The sequence below is a fragment of the Dysgonomonas sp. GY617 genome, from assembly GCF_015233815.1.
In the GTDB taxonomy this organism is placed as follows: domain Bacteria; phylum Bacteroidota; class Bacteroidia; order Bacteroidales; family Dysgonomonadaceae; genus Dysgonomonas_A.
The window spans coordinates 606,325-624,097 of sequence record NZ_JADCLR010000001.1 but is presented as its reverse complement, the minus strand read 5'-3'; the positions used below and the strand labels follow the sequence as shown (position 1 = coordinate 624,097).

18 protein-coding genes are annotated in these 17,773 nt (G+C 37.1%); 4 read left to right on the top strand and 14 right to left on the bottom strand.

Features of this window, described 5'->3' with window-relative positions:
• The first annotated feature begins 25 nt into the window (after nt 1-25).
• Nucleotides 26-523 (top strand): DUF4252 domain-containing protein, encoded by a 498-nt coding sequence (locus tag IR022_RS02670; RefSeq protein WP_050708546.1) that lies wholly within the window; start codon nt 26-28, stop codon nt 521-523.
• A 68-nt stretch (nt 524-591) separates the two neighbouring features.
• On the opposite strand, the gene IR022_RS02665 is transcribed toward IR022_RS02670, so the two are convergent.
• From IR022_RS02665 to IR022_RS02650, 4 genes are all read right to left on the bottom strand, one after another.
• Entirely contained in the window at nt 592-1,251 is a 660-nt protein-coding gene (locus tag IR022_RS02665) for a DUF2461 domain-containing protein (protein WP_199330246.1), read from the bottom strand.
• 131 nt (nt 1,252-1,382) lie between these two features.
• Entirely contained in the window at nt 1,383-2,009 is a 627-nt protein-coding gene (locus tag IR022_RS02660) for a viroplasmin family protein (RefSeq protein WP_194202498.1), read from the bottom strand.
• Between the two features lie 43 nt (nt 2,010-2,052).
• Nucleotides 2,053-3,318 (bottom strand): energy transducer TonB, encoded by a 1,266-nt coding sequence (locus IR022_RS02655; RefSeq protein ID WP_194202497.1) that lies wholly within the window; start codon nt 3,316-3,318, stop codon nt 2,053-2,055.
• Nucleotides 3,305-3,895 carry an RNA polymerase sigma factor gene (locus tag IR022_RS02650; RefSeq protein WP_050708561.1) on the bottom strand — a complete coding sequence of 197 codons (591 nt, stop codon included), beginning with the start codon at nt 3,893-3,895 and terminating at the stop codon, nt 3,305-3,307. Before IR022_RS02650 ends, IR022_RS02655 begins: the two co-directional genes overlap by 14 nt.
• 265 nt (nt 3,896-4,160) lie before the next feature.
• Between IR022_RS02650 and IR022_RS02645 the strand changes: the two genes are divergently transcribed.
• The gene (locus tag IR022_RS02645) at nt 4,161-6,047 is read left to right on the top strand and encodes a vWA domain-containing protein (RefSeq protein ID WP_194202495.1); all 1,887 of its coding nucleotides are present in this window, start codon (nt 4,161-4,163) and stop codon (nt 6,045-6,047) included.
• Between the two features lie 113 nt (nt 6,048-6,160).
• Nucleotides 6,161-6,532, top strand: a complete 372-nt coding sequence (locus IR022_RS02640; protein WP_194202494.1) for a carboxypeptidase-like regulatory domain-containing protein — start codon at nt 6,161-6,163, stop codon at nt 6,530-6,532.
• 60 nt (nt 6,533-6,592) lie between these two features.
• Here the strand turns inward: IR022_RS02640 and arsM are convergent, their stop codons facing one another.
• The 8 genes from arsM to IR022_RS02600 form a co-directional block, all read right to left on the bottom strand.
• Nucleotides 6,593-7,405, bottom strand: coding sequence for an arsenite methyltransferase (gene arsM, locus IR022_RS02635; RefSeq protein WP_194202493.1), 813 nt, complete (start codon nt 7,403-7,405; stop codon nt 6,593-6,595).
• Nucleotides 7,406-7,424: 19 nt separating this feature from the next.
• The gene (gene arsB, locus IR022_RS02630) at nt 7,425-8,468 is read right to left on the bottom strand and encodes an ACR3 family arsenite efflux transporter (RefSeq protein WP_194202492.1); all 1,044 of its coding nucleotides are present in this window, start codon (nt 8,466-8,468) and stop codon (nt 7,425-7,427) included.
• Nucleotides 8,461-8,886, bottom strand: coding sequence for an arsenate reductase ArsC (locus IR022_RS02625; RefSeq protein WP_194202491.1), 426 nt, complete (start codon nt 8,884-8,886; stop codon nt 8,461-8,463). The genes arsB and IR022_RS02625 overlap by 8 nt, the downstream gene beginning before the upstream one ends.
• Before the next feature lie 69 nt (nt 8,887-8,955).
• Entirely contained in the window at nt 8,956-9,276 is a 321-nt protein-coding gene (locus tag IR022_RS02620) for an ArsR/SmtB family transcription factor (protein WP_050708554.1), read from the bottom strand.
• 162 nt (nt 9,277-9,438) lie between these two features.
• On the bottom strand, nt 9,439-11,508 hold the full coding sequence (locus tag IR022_RS02615) for an alpha-L-fucosidase (protein ID WP_194202490.1): 2,070 nt from the start codon (nt 11,506-11,508) through the stop codon (nt 9,439-9,441).
• 56 nt (nt 11,509-11,564) lie between these two features.
• A complete protein-coding gene (locus IR022_RS02610) occupies nt 11,565-12,125 on the bottom strand; it encodes a 5-formyltetrahydrofolate cyclo-ligase (RefSeq protein ID WP_194202489.1) in 561 nt (186 codons plus the stop codon).
• Nucleotides 12,126-12,228: 103 nt separating this feature from the next.
• Nucleotides 12,229-13,884 (bottom strand): S41 family peptidase, encoded by a 1,656-nt coding sequence (locus IR022_RS02605; protein ID WP_194202488.1) that lies wholly within the window; start codon nt 13,882-13,884, stop codon nt 12,229-12,231.
• A gap of 34 nt (nt 13,885-13,918) precedes the next feature.
• Nucleotides 13,919-14,356, bottom strand: coding sequence for a dCMP deaminase family protein (locus IR022_RS02600; RefSeq protein WP_050708558.1), 438 nt, complete (start codon nt 14,354-14,356; stop codon nt 13,919-13,921).
• A gap of 284 nt (nt 14,357-14,640) precedes the next feature.
• Here IR022_RS02600 and IR022_RS02595 point away from each other — a divergent pair, with 284 nt between their 5' ends.
• Nucleotides 14,641-15,396 carry a creatininase family protein gene (locus IR022_RS02595; RefSeq protein WP_410492790.1) on the top strand — a complete coding sequence of 252 codons (756 nt, stop codon included), beginning with the start codon at nt 14,641-14,643 and terminating at the stop codon, nt 15,394-15,396.
• A 135-nt stretch (nt 15,397-15,531) separates the two neighbouring features.
• On the opposite strand, the gene IR022_RS02590 is transcribed toward IR022_RS02595, so the two are convergent.
• Together IR022_RS02590 and IR022_RS02585 are read right to left on the bottom strand one after the other, a co-directional pair.
• On the bottom strand, nt 15,532-17,097 hold the full coding sequence (locus IR022_RS02590) for a choice-of-anchor Q domain-containing protein (protein ID WP_242053026.1): 1,566 nt from the start codon (nt 17,095-17,097) through the stop codon (nt 15,532-15,534).
• Nucleotides 17,021-17,752, bottom strand: coding sequence for a DsbA family oxidoreductase (locus tag IR022_RS02585; RefSeq protein WP_050708198.1), 732 nt, complete (start codon nt 17,750-17,752; stop codon nt 17,021-17,023). The genes IR022_RS02590 and IR022_RS02585 overlap by 77 nt, the downstream gene beginning before the upstream one ends.
• Between the last annotated feature and the right edge of the window lie 21 nt (nt 17,753-17,773).

Sequence of the window (17,773 nt, the reverse complement as noted above, 5' to 3'; positions counted from 1 at the left end):
AGTTATCACCTATCAAGTAAAATTTATGAAAAAACTTATTTTTTCGATATTTTTAGTTTTTGCTACTAGCCAGATTATTTCAGCGCAAGATTTGAGCAATTGGGTATCAGGCTTAGCTCTAAACGAAAACGCTCAATACCAACAGGTAGACCGAACCATGATCGAAGCATCTTTAGCTGCAGCAAGAATAGCAGATTCGAGTGCCGTGCCTCAAACTCCTCCCTTTATGGAAAAGTTAGAGTCTATAGATGTTATTAACCTAACAGAGTGCTCTGCTGAAATAAAGAAATTATTTTTAGCTGATTTGGAGGGAATCAAGGACGAAAACGGCTACGAAACATTAATCAACGTAGTGGATGGAAGCGATAAAGTACGCATTGTAGCAAGAAAAGAAGGAACTCTTATTCCTCAAATATTTGTATTCGCAATAGATGGCGAAGATCAGGAAATTGTAATTGTGAGAATGACAGGTAAAATGGACGAGACAGATATTGCTGATATCATTAAACAACAACAGCAATAAAAACTCTCTTAAACATAAAAAAGCTCTAATTTTATGGATTAGAGCTTTTTCTATTTAGATTCTATTATTTATTCATCTTTAAAGAACTCGTATAACCAAACTAACGATTCGTAATCCTCACGAATAATATCTGCAAACTTAGGAGAAAACACATCCTCATTCACTGGAAGATTTTTACCTACATACAGATTCTTACGCTGTATCCATGTCTGAAAATACTCAGGCAGTTCGCTCGGAATAAGACGTTTGTATTCATCACCGTACACCACAAAACCACGATCAAGAATCTTTTGGGTCTGAATCTGAAATTCCTTAGCATCATAAGCAATGCTATCACGCAGATTATCCATCGTTTTTTTCTTTGGACCAAACAATCCCATACCATAGAAATATGTATCCGTATTCAGTTCCATAAAGAAGCCAGGAATATTTACCCAATCGGGCGTAGGAGCCTGAAAGCTCATCCACAAACAAGTTTTATAAGGATCTTTATTCTTTGAAAAGCGAACATCGCGATAGATACGAGATAATACCCTATGTGGACGCAATTCGAACTGCGAATCGATATTATGCATCGTAGGAGTTAATGATGCAATAAGTTCTTTAAAAGGTTTAACCAATTCATTTTCATATACCGAACGATGCTCTTCGAACCACTCTTTATAGTTATTCTCTTTCAAATCGTTTAGGAATTGTATTGTAGCAGGTGTAAATCCGTTAAAAGCCATAATTTTTATTATTAAGCAATATAAACTATTTCGTATTCTCTTTAAGCTCACAAATTTGCAGTCTCATTTATAAGTCTGCTCATAAGTTTTTCACTTATAACATGCCAAAGTAACTAAAAAAGGATGAGATCTTATTTTCGACCAAAGTCTGCCGGAATTTCGCCCCACTCCTTTGTCTCCCACTTTATTATTTTGGTAGTATAGGAATTCTCTTTGAGCCATTTCTCAGCACGCTCTATCATATAGAACAACGACATGTTTACTGCAGTTTTCTCTAATTTAGTTTTGCATTTTTTTTCCTTTACCCATTTAATTGCATTCGCACTATCCGAATAAAGAGGCATAGCCAATTTCTTTTGTTTCAATAAAGCCAAGCCATGTACAAGAGCCAAAAATTCACCCACATTATTAGTACCCTGTTCGTAAGGTCCTTGATGGAATATTTGTTCTCCGGTCAAGACATATACACCCCGATACTCCATTAACCCCGGATTTCCGCTACAAGCGGCATCCACAGCTAAGCTATCTTTTATAATAGCAGGGTTAGATAATAATTTCTTGGGACTTTCTTTTTTTGCTTGTTTGCCAACATACAACCAAGGGCTTTCGTCGAAAGCCTTCTTAGCCTGCTCTAATGAGGGGAAAGATTTATATATTGCTCCATCATAGCCCGAAACCTGAGCCTTGCACTCATCCCATGAGTTATACACTCCGGGAGTGACTCCGTTCCATACTACGTAGAAGTTCTTTTTTGCCATTGATAAAAGGAAGAATGTTTAGAAAGCAAAGATAAGGATTTATCTAAAACTGCACTTCTACATCTACACGTAAAGTTCCGTATTTCCATTTCGGACCGTTTTTCACAAGACGAACCGCTTCTCTATCCAGATCTTTACAAAGGGCTTTTGTTACATAAATATCTACGGGATTACCATTCTTATCTACTGAGAATTGAACGATAACTTTTCCTTTCTTATTCTTACACTCACCGTCTTGAGGGCGGATGATGTTTTCTTTCAAATATGCTTTATATGCCTTATCTCCAATCAGAGGTTCGGGTTTAGTTCTCTTTGTAGAACCTGATACTAAAGATCTTGACGAAGCTTTAGGTCTATATACTGACTCGCGGGTAATTGTCCTTTTAGTCGTTTCTACCTCATTCAATTCTAGAGCATTGCCATCCAACTCATCAGCTCCAACAACTTCTATCTTATCAAATCCGGCTTGTTCAGCTAATAGACGTGCTTCGTGAGCATCAACTCTAATAGTTGAAGTCGCTTCGGTTTCTTTTGTTGATGTTTCTTTTGGATTATCTGCTACAGCCAATCCCATCACACGTTGGTTTGCACCTCTAGCATTTGCCTTATTTACTTCAACTGCTCTACTACGTGTAACCTCAGTTACTTCTTTAGTAGTCCACGCATCTCTTAACTTATCAGGCATAACCTGTGCTTTAGTTGATTGTGGTCGCGAAACTTTAGCTTCTGCTAAAATAGAAGATGGTCCTTCAGCTATAAATATTTTTTTAGTCTCATCCAATGGAGCAGACTCAGCATCTATAACATCTTTCTTAAGATCGGCATAAACACCAGGTATATATAAAGGAAGTACTTCTACAGGTTTTATTACCTCATCGAGGTTAGCAATAGGCACTACCGATTCTACAGAAACATTCTGAGATGGATCGTTTTCGATCATCGCAGTAAGTTCTAGCCTTCTTTGCTCTATATAAATTTCGGGGGCATATAAGTTAATGTATGAATTTTCCAATTCGTTGGCTAGTGCCATCGAAGATTTATGATTCATCAATGCAAAATATCCACTAAGCAGAGCTATGACGACAACTGCAGCAACTGCAATCTTCCACGCTCCAGTTTGAGTTTCTCTCCTAGCAGTACGCGCAAGCACAGATGCTTGCATCCTAGCTATTCGATTGGCATGATTCCCTTCAATTGAATCATATCCTTCGATAGCTTCGGACAAAAAAGGATCACCCATCGCCTCGTGTTCTATTCGATGAGCGGCCTTCCCTCTGCGGACTCCTTGTATGTAATCAAGAAACTTCATTGTTCAGTCTGCTTTCTATACACAATTTTAAATTACGTTTACCATTTTGGATATAACTTTTAACGCTCTTAAGATCATACCCCGTTAGTGTGACAATATCGGCATAAGACATTTCTTCGTAAAAGAACTTGTCTATGGATATTCTTTGAGGTTCGGAGAGCTTAGCCATGCAATAATTCAGTGCATCTTCCTGCTCTTTTTCCACGTCCTCACTTAATAGAGTTAAAATTTGGTCAGATTCCATAACGTTAGAGTCAAAATCTACAATTATTTCTTTTTTATTCTCTTTGAGGATATGGAAACAGTGATTTCGGACTACGCTATATAACCAAGTTTTAAATACTTTGATTTCGTAACCACTTACGCGGGGTAGAAGGTTTTCGAAGATCTCCATCACAGCATCCTGCGACTGATCTTCATTTTGTAAATACTTCAAGCAGAGACCATACACCAACGGAATATACCTATTGTAAAGCTGTCCAAAAGACTCAGAATCCCCTGTCTCTCGGTATTGCGCCAACAGTTCCTCATCCGTATATTCAACAGATTTTTGCCTATTTAGTGTAAAAAATCTCAAATCTTGTCGTTTTATATAGTTGGCAAAGCTACATGATTTTATAAAAGTTTGCAACGATAAAAAAAAAAAATGTTTCTTTTGTGGAATTAACAGTGACATCTTCTCTATAAAACAAGACATATGGCAATACTTTGTTTACATAAAACTTTCGACTCAATGTATTGCTTTTCTTATAATATCAGGGATTAGAGAGAATTAAAGACCAAATGCTAAAAAACAAAAAGCATATACACACAAAAAAAGTTAAACAAAAAAATAAACAGCTATGATCAAAAACATAAAAATTTTAGTTGCATTACTTCTTCTATGTGTTTCGAGTATGTTGAATGCCCAAAGCATCAAAATAATGGGAGTAATTACCGATCCGACAAACGATCCTATTATTGGCTGTTCGGTATTAGAAAAAGGTACCAATAATGCCACAATCTCCGATATGAATGGTAATTATACTATTACAGTTAAAGCTAACGCCACAATAATATTTTCATACATAGGATATGTAAGCAAAGAAATAAAAGTAAAAACTTCCGAGAATATTAATGTAACCCTAGAAGAGGACAGTCAGATATTAACCGAAACAGTAGTGATAGGATACAATTCTCTAAATTCAAGAGACATGATCAGTGCAGCATCCACATCTTCGGGGAAAAGACAGCGAGAAAAAAGAAGTAAACCCTCTATAAGTATATCTGAAAGCGATCTGAGATCGAGCCTAGAATACAATAAGAAAAATAAAAATGAAGAATATGGATCTTATGTAGAAAACAGCTTCAAATCGCCTTTAGAAGAAGCTCTCTCAACACTTTCTATTGATGTAGATGCAGCTTCTTATACCAACTTTCGCAGATATGTGAATCAAGGAGAAATGCCTCCAAAAGATGCAATAAGAATAGAAGAATTCATCAACTACTTTAAATATAAATACGATGAGCCAACCACTAAAGATCCTGTAAAAGTAACAACCGAAGTGGGACAATGTCCTTGGGATGAACAACACCGTTTAGTACGCATCGGTGTGAAGGCAAAAGAAGTAGAGAAAGAAAATCTTCCACCAAGTAATCTTGTCTTTTTGATAGATGTATCGGGGTCAATGGCAGGACCTACTCGCATTGAACTCGTAAAAAAGTCAATGAACCTACTTATAAACAATTTAAGAAATACCGACAGAGTAGCTATAGTCGTTTATGCCAGTGAAGTAGGTGAAAAGCTAGCTTTGACATCAGGTAGTGAAAAACAAAAAATAAAAGATGTAGTTGACGGGCTTGTAGCATCAGGCTCTACCAACGGAGCAGGAGGCATTCAAAAAGCATACGAAATTGCCGAGAAAAACTTTATAAAAGGAGGCAATAACCGCATTATACTTTGTACTGACGGAGATTTTAATGTAGGAGTGTCGAGCAACGAAGGCTTACAAGAACTAATAGAAAAGAAGAGGAAATCAGGAGTCTTTCTATCTATACTAGGCTACGGAATGGGTAACTATAAAGATGCGAAGATGCAGACTCTTGCCGAAAAAGGAAACGGTAATGCATCGTATATAGACAATATGCAAGAAGCTAATAGAGTACTTGTACAAGAGTTTAGCGGTACTCTATTTACTGTAGCCAAAGATGTAAAACTACAAATAGAATTCAATCCGAGTCAAGTCCAAGCATACAGACTTATCGGATACGAAAGCCGTATCTTAAACAAGGAAGATTTTAACGACGACACCAAAAATGCAGGAGAGATGGGAGTCGGTCAGACAGTAACAGCCCTTTACGAAGTGATTCCCGTAGGAGTAAAAACAAACAGGTTACCTAAAGTAGACAAACTTAAATATCAAAAAACCAACAAATCCAACGAAAACATTATTCTTACGGATTCACCTGAGTTACTGACTGTAAAACTGAGATACAAAGAGCCTGACAAGGATAATAGCGTTAATATGGAATTGCCTGTTTTAGATAATAAAAAAAATGACGTATCTTCGGATATGCATTTCGCATCGGCAGTAGCCATGTTTGCCCAGCTAATCAAAGATTCTGATTACAAAGGCAATGCTACTTACGACAAAGTAATTGCTCAGGCCAAATCGGGATTAGAAAACGACACCGAAGGCTATAAAGCCGAATTTATACGATTGGTAGAGGTTACTAAAAGCTTAAAATAAGGTCTCATATCTCTTTCTATTACTATCGTTAAAACAGCAATAGAAAACCGTAATATGAGAACGTATTATGAACCACTTATTTTGAATGTAAAAAATAATAAATAAAAATAGTCATGAAATCGAAATTAGGTATAGTACTGGTTTTATTGTGCGTTGTATCGTTCTACATTTACGACCAGAAGGATATAAAAAAGACAAAAAAACTAGAGAAAGAAACTCTCATTAGCGGCAAAATAGTAGATGCTGCCAATGACCAACCAATACAAGGTGCATCAATAGCCATACAAGGTACTAACCCTCAGTCGTTATCTAATGCCAATGGAGAATATGCTATCATGGCTCGAAAAGATCAAGAGTTAGTATTCAGACATGCACAATACAAAAGCATCACTATTGATGCTAAGGATGCTAAAACGATAAAAATGGAAGCTACGAATCCCGAAGATGCAAAACGTATTCAGGATAATTTCGAGAAAGCCGAGTAAGCTCTCATGCTTTTCTAAAGATAAAAAGAGGCAGATCGTTCCATATCTGCCTCTTTTCGTTTAAGCTTTTACACCAGTCACAGTAATTGAATAAATACCTACATTTCCGGCTTTGTATTTTGCGATAGTTTCTTCATCCAGGTTTTCTTGTAAAACTTCATCTGGAATCACAACTGTTTTTGTCCTTTCTATTTTAATATCAGTGAAGTTCGCTTTTTCTATCTCTCCTAAATAATCTTCTTTTTGAATGGCACTTGCAATACAACCGGCATACATAGAAGCATTATCTGTAAACTCTTTCGGGAAAACACCATTAAGCACTACGTCCGAAATACAAAAATGACCTCCTAGTTTAAGTACACGGTAAATTTCTTTAAAGATTTTATTCTTTTCGGGTAGCAAGTTCAATACACAATTGCTTACTACTACATCAGCCGTATTATCGGGTATGGGCATTTCCTCAATATCACCTTCCTTAAACTCTACATTTGTATAACCTCGCTTAGATGCATTTTTTCGGGCTTTTTCTAGCATCGGCATCGAGAAATCAATACCAATAACTTTACCGCTTTCACCCACTTCGGCTCTGGCAATAAAGCAATCATTGCCTGCACCCGATCCCAAGTCGATAACCGTATGACCTTCTTTTAGTCCTGCATACTCAGTCGGCAATCCGCAACCAACACCTAAATCGGCATCCGCTTCGTAACCTTTCAGGTGACTGTAATCTTCACTCATTATAGTAAAGACTTTTTTAGATGGTTTTGCCGGATTAGTACCACATCCACAAGACGACTTTAATAAATCGCCATTTAAAGCCAATTCGCTATATTGTTGTTTTACCAACTCTTTTTTATCTTTATTTGTTTCCATATTTATATGTATTTCTTTTTTATATGCTATTTGTATAATACTTCTTCTTTAACCATAGTGCAACGTTTACCAAAACAATCAGCACAGGTACTTCAACTAATGGACCTACTACGCCTGCAAATGCTTGTCCACTATGTAAACCAAATACGCCAATAGCAACTGCTATCGCCAATTCGAAATTGTTTCCCGTAGCAGTAAAAGAGATAGAGGCATTTTTGTCGTAAGGCGTTCCAACCGATTTACTCGCAAAGAAGCTGATAAAGAACATCAATGCAAAATATATGATAAGTGGTAATGCTATACGCACCACGTCCATAGGGATTTGAACTATTAACTCTCCTTTCAAACTAAACATAAGTACAATAGTCAACAATAGTGCTATTAATGTAATGGGAGATATGGCAGGGATAAACTTTTCAGTATACCATTTCTCGCCTTTTAACTTCACCAATATCAATCGACTAAGTATACCCATCACAAAAGGAATACCTAAATATATACCCACCGTTTGAGCAATTGTGGCGATAGATATGTCAACAATAGCACCTTCAAGCCCCAACAATGGTAGCAATTGGGTAATAAACAGCCAAGCATAAAAACTATAAAAGAATACTTGAAAAATACTGTTTAAAGCCACAAGCCCTGCTCCATATTCGGAGTTGCCCTCCGCCAAATCGTTCCATACTAAAACCATAGCTATACAACGAGCCAAGCCTATGAGAATAACACCCACCATATATTCGGGATAATCGTGTAAAAAGATTATGGCTAAGCCAAACATCAATACAGGTCCTATTATCCAATTAAGAATCAATGATGTTGTCAATACCTTTACATTAGAAAACACCTTAGGTAATAGCTTATAATTTACTTTGGTTAACGGCGGATACATCATCAATATAAGCCCGATAGCTAAAGGTATATTTGTGGTTCCACTCGAAAAGGAATCAATATACCCACTGAATGAAGGGATAAAATAACCCAGCCCCACTCCTATCGCCATAGCCATGAATATCCAGAGTGTTAGATTTTTGTTTAGGATACCCATCTTTTTACTACTCATCACTTTTTAATTTTGAGATATACAATTCATAAAATGCTTTCTTTATTTCGTCCCTTACCCTGATAAATTCGCTATTAATAAACTCAGGTGTGCCAATAGCTTCCGAAGGATCATCAAAACCTATATGCAAACGGTACTTCACTTTTCCGTTGAATATAGGACAGTTTTCGTTTGCCCCACCGCAAACAGTTATCACATAATCCCATTCTCCATTCAGGTATTTCTCAATACTATCAGAAGTATGATGCGAAATATCAATGCCCACTTCTTGCATTACTTCTACGGCTATTGGATTAAGCTTTCCACTTGCTTTTGTTCCTGCCGAATATACTTCGAGCTTCGAATCGAATGCTTGAAGCCAACCGTGTGCCATCTGGCTACGACAACTATTCCCTGTACAAAGAATCAATATTTTCATTTTGTTTTATATTTAAACCTACAATTCGTAATTCGCAAAACAACGAACATTGAAGACAAATTTTTATGATTAAGAACACTCAGTATCTAACTCAACATCTTTCAAGAAAGCTGTAAATAGCGTTTGTGCCTCAGTCCAATTTTCAAGATTTATGCAATACTTTACAGTTGGTGGAGTTATTGTTCCTTGAATCAATCCTGCATCTTTCAACTCGTTCAAGTGTTGCGAAAGAGTGCTCTTAGCAATAGGTAATACTTCCGACATATCACCATGATAGCAACAAGACTGGTTTACCAACATTTGCAGGATAGCAATTCGGATAGGATGCCCCAATGCTTTGGCAAATCTAGCCAACTGTTCTTGCTCCTTAGTTAATTCTTTTTTCGCCATTATTATTTATCATGTTCGCAAATATACGAACAATATTAATATAATCATATATAAGAATAAAAAAGTAAGAGAAAAATCTATAAACCTTACAGCCCCTTGATTTTTCTCTTACTTTAAACTTGAGCAAAATCTGCTCCTATATCTATTGCATCAAATACAATCTTATTTTGTTATAACACCCAATTCTGCTACAATATACTCTTTAGCGGTAGCTGTAGTTTGCAAAGGTTCAAGCTTTATGAATTTTGCTTCTACTGCCTTGTCAAACAATACATCTTGTTTAATCGGATTGTTCTTTATGTTGTTGAAAGCTGCATTACTCTGCACCTTAGTCCACACTTTACCGTCTAAGCTAGTATACAAATTGTACTTATAAACATTATTAGCTGTTTCGCTTTTCAACGGATCGTATGAAAAACCTTTCAGAACAAGTTTATCACCTAAATCTACAACAACCGCTTCTTTATCTTTAATACCAACATACGAAGATAGATTACCGTCTACTATGCGATCTACATTATCAACCGCTGGAGAAACAACAGACCACTTAGCTGGAGCAATATCAAATACTACTGATACTACTTCGCTTTTAGTCTTTCCTTCTTCTATAGTAGCAATAGCTTTTACCGAACCGCCTTCAGCCAGTTTAAATGCGTCTTTATATACCTTAGAAGATGTTGTTGGCTCAGTGCCATCTGTAGTGTAATAAATTACAGGCTCGGGAGTAGCACACTTGATAGAAACAAGACCGTCTTTACTTCTTTGAATAAGAGGAGTTGTTAGCTTTTCTGGAGCAGCAAACAAACCAATCTTATTTAAAATAGGACATGCCAACGAATTTTGTATATTGATTCTCAATTTCTGAGTAGTAATAGTAGGAAATCTTAATATACGTTTGTAACCAACAGTTGTAGCGTTCGCTATTTCTTCCCATTTATCACCATTAAGATACTCGATATTGAACTTCTGAATGCGTTGCCCTAATGGTATATATTCTTGGATAACCAATCGATTGAAAGATTTAGCTTGTCCCAAGTCTATTTCTAACGAAGCAGTCATATCATTATCGTCAGTCGCCCAATAAGTATCGTAATTATCGTCTAGCAAATTAGCTGCTGCGAATTTAGAAGAATTACCTCTGGTTTTAGATGCTGATATTTTTGCACCTTTAGATAAATCGTTACTGAATACCGATTCTACAGTCTGACGGAATTCCATCAAACGGGTAGAGTCATTCGGATGAATACGCCCTCTTCTATCGGGTGGCACATTCAATAACAGATTAGAGTTTCTACCAACCGAAGTATAATATATATCCATCAACTGATCTACACTTTTCACCCTATCGTTAGTAGAAGGGCTAAAGAACCATCCCGGACGAATAGATACATCCGTTTCGGCAGGAACCCATGCAGCACCATGTATATTACCGATATTTAGCGTATCGGCATGAGGAGCCAATCTACCGGGACCGAAGCCTTCGATATTCAATCTCGACCAATTGGTTTCGCCCGCAACACCGCGTTCGTTACCCATCCATCGACAACCTGGACCTATATCGCTAAATATAATTGCATTCGGTTGGTTTTTATAAACAACATCATGGAACATTTTCCAATCGTATTCTTGCTTCTTGCCACCTTCGTGTTCACCATTAGCACCATCAAACCATTGTTCGAATATAGGACCATAGTTCGATAAAACTTCGGTTAGCGTATTCGCAAATATCTGATTATATTCGGGTGTTCCGTATGCAGGGTGATTTTGATCCCAAGGTGAAAGATATACACCAAACTTCAAGCCATACTCTTTACAAGCCTCCGATAGCTCTTTCAGCAGGTCACCTTTACCATCCTTCCATAAGCTTTCGCGAACGGTATGTGTACTGTATTCACTTGGCCATAAACAAAAACCATCGTGATGTTTAGCCGTCAATATGATAGCTTTCATACCCGCAGCTTTAGCTGTAGCAGCCCATTGGCGGCAATCTACATCTGTCGGATTAAATACTTTTGGGTCTTCTTTACCATTTCCCCACTCTACATCCGTAAATGTATTAGGTCCGAAATGAATAAACATATAGTATTCCATTTTTTGCCATTCCATCTGATCGGCAGAAGGCAATACTCCGTAAGGTTTAGGTGGATCGTCATTGGTGCAGGATGAAAACATCCCACTCAACAGCAGACTTAGCGAAAGTAAACCTGCCTGATAAGTTTTTGTACGTTTCATTTTATCAGATTTTAGTATGTATTTAAAGGTCACTAATTACAACAAACAATCGCAGGCTACCAAATCAATTCGTTCTCGCCCACAATCATATCCATTTTTACATCTCTGTCATCAGCAGGTATTTGGTCTTTCAACTGAAAGTCGAAACAGACTCCTACTTTTGGCGCTTTTATCTTAGCCAGAAAACGATCATAATATCCCTTTCCACGCCCCAACCGATTACATTTCCGATCGAAAGCCACACCGGGTACAATCACCATTCCTACTTTAGAATAATCAGTAAAATCTTCTCCAACCGGTTCGTGAACCCCTATCTTAGATTTTTCGAAAAGAGTATCATCGTGCAATTTTCGGAATACCAAATTATCATCCTTCACAACGGGCAAATAGAAATGTTTCTCCGATTTCCATTTTTCGATAAATGCCTGTGTAGACACCTCATCAGCCATTGCATTATATATAAAGATGATAGAAGCATCTCTAAATGTTCCAGTAATCTCAAGCACCGAAAAAACTTCTTCCGACATCAGAAGTAGTTCTTCTTCTGTATATCGGCGTTTCTCGTTTGCAATTTCTTTTCTTAATTTATCCTTAGAGGAATCTGTTCCCGATTTCAATATAGTTTAATTTTAAGGTCTCAGACCTATTTATCTTTATTGATTAGCGGGACAGAGCAAAAGCCCTATCCCTGCACCAATCATATATTTTATAGTTATTGTCTTACTTAGCTTCTTTATATGCTTGACTCTTAATCGCTGCCGGAGTTGCTTTCCTTGCTTGTGCAAGTTCTATTGCTTTCTTCAAAACAATATCATCTTGTAAAACAAGAGAATAATAACCTTCATCACCAAAAAAGTTTCTAACAATGTTAGCTCTCAATTGTAGGTTCAACAAGTTACGGCATTCAGTCACCAAATAAGGTCTGTAACGGATTCCCTTCACGTCTGCCAGACTAATTAGATTAGTCAACAAAGGTTGATATGATAGGTAAGCATTCATCTCCTGCCAAGTTTTAAACTGCTCAAGACGCTGACGGTTTTTGTCGGTATACGTAAATGCATACTCATATACAAGTCCGTTGTTCATTACTGAGATATAATACGAATTGATTCCAATAGTATCGCGTGGAATAAATACATCGGGCATAATACCTCCGTTTCCATGCACCAAACGACCTGCTGCGGTATGGAATACCGGCTCGTTATCTTGCTTGATACTATCCTGAGAATCAAATTCACCTCTCAAGTATCTATTCATTAAGTCTTGATTGTAATCGCCAGATTTACCCAATTCGTACGGTTTCTGTATAGAACGTCCGGCAGGTGTATAATAACGAGCAATAGTCAATCGAAGAGCCGATCCGTCTACAAATTTTTGTTGACTTTGAACCAAACCTTTTCCGAATGAACGGCGACCTACAATAAGTCCTCTGTCATTATCCTGAATAGCTCCGGCAAACACTTCACTCGCTGAAGCACTACCCTCATCCATCAAAACAATCAGTTGATCTTTTTTAGAAGTTCCCGATCCGTTTGCAAAAGCATCCTCACGTTTAAACGCTCTACCTTGGGTATAAACTATAAGTTCGCCCTTATCAAGATATTCATTTACCATGTCGATTGCTGCTTGAAGATATCCTCCCGTATTTTGGCGTAAATCTATTATAAATGTTTCGCTACCTTGTTTCTTTAATTTAGATATAGCCGAAATAAATTCTTGAGTAGTAGTACCTCCAAATTTACTGATCTTTATATATCCGATCTTTTCGGCAGGTTGATATGCAATATCTACTGTGTTGACTGGTATATCACCTCTTTGCACAGTTATATTTACAATTTTAGGATTGTCGAATCGCTTAATACCCAGTTTTACATCCGTACCCTCAGCACCTCGTAAGTTGAGCATCACCTTATCGGTAGTCATACCCTTACCTGCAAAGAGGCTGTCGTTAACATACACAATACGGTCGCCAGGACGAATGCCGGCTGCCTGAGATGGCCCTCCAACAATTACACTTACTACCATAATAGTATCGTTACGCAATACAAATTGCACACCAATGCCTCCGAAATGACCTTCGAGATCATCGCCGGTCAGCTCCATTTCTTTTGCTGTAAAATACGTGGAGTGTGGGTCGAGTTCTGCCAATAATCCCGGAATTGCTTTTTCTATTAACTCCTGAGTATTTACTGTATCTACATAAGCTTCACTGATATACTGCAATACTGCATCGAACTTATTACCACCACTGAAAATTTTCTTCTGAGATGTAAATATCGAAAAACCATTACCTATGACAATGCCTATTACAATACCAAAAGCAATCCACAAGGGTAACCAAACAAAGTATCTTTTACTGCTAGATGTTGATCTCATAGAAATCAAGTATTATATGTGTTGTTATTTAAATTTATTCTTTTTCGCTGTCTATGGAAACAAAAGCAACCTCGATACCTGCTCTTTCCAAGATATCGCATCCGTCCATATTGTGATATTTATCGCTAAAAACCACTCTTTTTATTCCTGCTTGTATAATTAATTTAGAGCATTCCATACACGGCGATGTAGTTACATACATTGTGGCTCCCATGCTGCTATTGTGCGAACAGGCTACCTTAGTAATAGCATTAGCTTCGGCATGTAGTACGTATGGTTTGGTTAAATAATTTTCGTCTTCGCAAATATTTTCAAATCCGGCAGGAGTTCCATTATAGCCATCGGAGATAATCATTTTATCCTTTACTATAAGAGCACCAACCTTACGTCTTTTACAATAAGAATTTTCTGCCCAAATCATCGCCATACGCAAATAACGATTATCCAACAATTGCTGTTTTTCAGTATCCATGCCTCTCTTATCTAAAAAATATAAAAAAATTCAATTTCCACAAAAATACACATTTAAAGTTTATTTTAATAGGGAAACTCAATAAGTTATGCATAAATATTAATAAAAATAGAGACATAATCCTTCTAAACATTACAATATTCGTCAAATTACAAAAATCCTGAAAAATATAACGATATAGTTGATTCCTCTCCAAAAAGCAGTAAATTCATCGTCCGATATTAATCTTAAAGTCAAATTTCTGTTTATATAGAAATATATTACTAACGTTTTAATTACCTGTTATTATGCCTAAATTCGATATTCTATCCGCATCCTACAACGACATTAAAGACCAAAAATATGACTATGCAGTCTTGCCATGGGGTGCAACCGAACCTCACAATTACCATTTGCCTTATTTAACCGATTGTTATCTGGCATACGACACATCGCTAGATGCAGTAAAAAAAGCATACGAGCAGGCAGAGGTTAAAGGGATGATACTGCCTCCTATTCCCTTTGGTTCTCAAAACCCGGGACAATTCGATCTACCCTTTTGTCTACATGGTCGTTACGAGACTCAAAAAGCAATACTATCCGATATTGTAGCATCGCTTCACAGACAAAATATAGATAAACTTATCATCGTAAATGGTCATGGAGGAAATAGTTTCAAGAATATGATCCGCGATTTAGCAATAGATTATCCTGATTTTTTAATTGCAGCAACCGAATGGTTCAAGATAGTGCCGACTAAAGATTTCTTTGAAGAAGCAGGAGATCACGCTGATGAGCTGGAAACATCTGTTTTAATGTATTATCGCCCCGAATTGGTAAATTTGGAAGTAGCAGGCGATGGCACATACACCCCCTTCAAGACTAAAACTCTTCGCGAAGGTGTTGCATGGACTCCACGTAATTGGTCCAAAGTATCACAGGACACCGGTATTGGAAACCCTCATAAATCGACTGCCGAAAAAGGAAAAAAATATGCCGAAGCCGTAACAGACAAACTTGCTACTTTATTTATAGAATTGGTAAAAGAAGATATGTATTAAGCACCCTTTTTTACCATGATATAAAACAAGATATATAGCATAGCTATTTCCCGAAAATAAGAAACGATTCAAAATATACTTTTGAATCGTTTCTTATTTTATATCACTGTGGATAGAAATCAGGACTTAACCAAATTACTTTTTCCATTCAAAGCATCCAATATCAGGCCCATCGTCACTGCGGCGCGAAACTCCGATCAAATCATAAGGCAGAGCCACTGCATCTTGACGCGATCCTTTATTTATAGCAGGTGAGTTTTCCGACAACTCGAAATTATAATAATAAAACAAGCTTGGATCTTCTACCGCTGTTTCCAACGAATAGATATACTTGAATTTAGGATCTACATTCCATACCGTATTTACAAAATTATCGTCGTCCGATCCCGCAATTTTCAACAAACAATTCTTAAAAAGATACGTAAACGATATACCATCTTTTTTTGTAACAGTCAATTCCTTAGGTCCGTTTCCTGCAACAATAGTATTTATAAACGAAGTATTTACAACAGGATACTCTACGGTTCTTCCATTTACATTCTCTCCTGTATTAGCCAGCAAAAGAGTACTTTTTCTGGGCAATGTCAACCAATTGCTATGCATATAGTTCGCAATGGTGCAATGCAAGAAATCGTAACTACCGCCTAATAACCTTACCGTATAGTTACCCGAATTAGCAAATAGTGTATTCTTTGCTGTTATCTTACAATTGACTGCCCATAAGACTTCTTTAGTCGCATTCTGAACAATGGTATTCATAAATGTAGCTTTTTGCCTAGTCGGATCCGATTCGTGAAAAAGAACACCATAAATACCATTACGGATTCTTACATTCTCGAAATTATTATCGTAACTATCGGCTGCCACTTCTATCCCACCCCATTGTCCGGGAACTCTATCGAAAGGTACATTACCCGATTGATACAGATTATCTAAACGATCTCCTCTAAAAACAATAGGCTCTGCTATTGTACCTACGGCATCTAAACGACCGTTAATTAACACTTTTGCTCCGCTATGGAAAAACAAGCGTACATTTTTCTTGATACTCAGTGTTGCATTTTTGGCAATGTATAACGAGTCGTATATAAGGTAGGGTTTTCCTTCGGTAAGAGTAGTATCACTGTCAATTCTCTTTCCTCGCCAAAGAATAACATCCTGCCCTATTGCTTCCAGTCGTACATATTGAGTCACCCCGTTGAATTGAAAACGTATTGAGTCATCAATCAGCATAGGTTTATTTCCACCAAGGGGATCAACTGTCACCTCAACAAAAATATACATACTGTCTTTGGCTAAAAGACTAACATTGTTTATAGTATTGCCACTTTCACCATCTACATTCATTCTGAATCCCGTTTTAGCGGCATTCATCAACTGTATAGAACTTATGACTAATGCATCCTTGTTTTGATTGTAAATCTTCAAACGTTTAGTTGCAGTTCCCACTGTTGTAAAAACAGTATCGAACCGCAAAGTATCCACCGAAAATGATAATCTTAGACTACTGCTACTTGAAAAATTATCATCATTATCACACGAAAGAAACAAGGATAACGATGTGAACAACACTACAAATAATGCCAGATATTTTTTGCTACGCTTCATATTTAACAGACTCAGATTATATGCTACATGTTCCATCGGGCGAACAAGCACGTCCTTTGTGTCTTTCGCCTCCTCCACCTTTGGAAACACCATTTTCTTTCCAGAAATTATATGAATTATGCAGAACATCCAGATATTCTTCTTCAGCAAGTGACCCTTGTATTATGTCTTTGCCATTGAACAGGTAAAAAGGAATGTATTCTAAGTTCAGTTCATCTTCACTGAATCTTATATCTGCTTCAATATCTACAACAAACTCATCGCCATTCAATAAAGTCATAATTTCGTCCTCTGGTATACCTACACCTGTACCCAAACGCACCAGAGTTACTCTATCGCTGATATCTTCGCCATCCACAAAATATGCCTTGAACAGAACTTCTTCGGTTTCGTCAGCCAATTTATGCTTCTTAGCCAATTTCACTAGACGGAGAGCATCCGAAGTATTAGCTACGACAAGTTTTTCGAAATGATAATCCAAGCCTACTTCCTTTGCCAGATCTACCAATCCTTGCAAATCGGCTTTCACCTCTTCGATGCTCGAACCATGCAATCCTGCAAAATACTCATAATACGATTGTCCTAATGGTCTTTTAGGTAAATCGGGATTCAATTCGTAACTATGCCAAACCAATTCTATCTCATTTGCATGAGGAAATTTTGCCAAAGCATTTTCGAACTTACGTTTTCCTATATAACAATACGGACAAGCTATATCCGACCATATTTCAACTTTCATTTTTCCCATAACATTTCTTTTTTTGTGAAC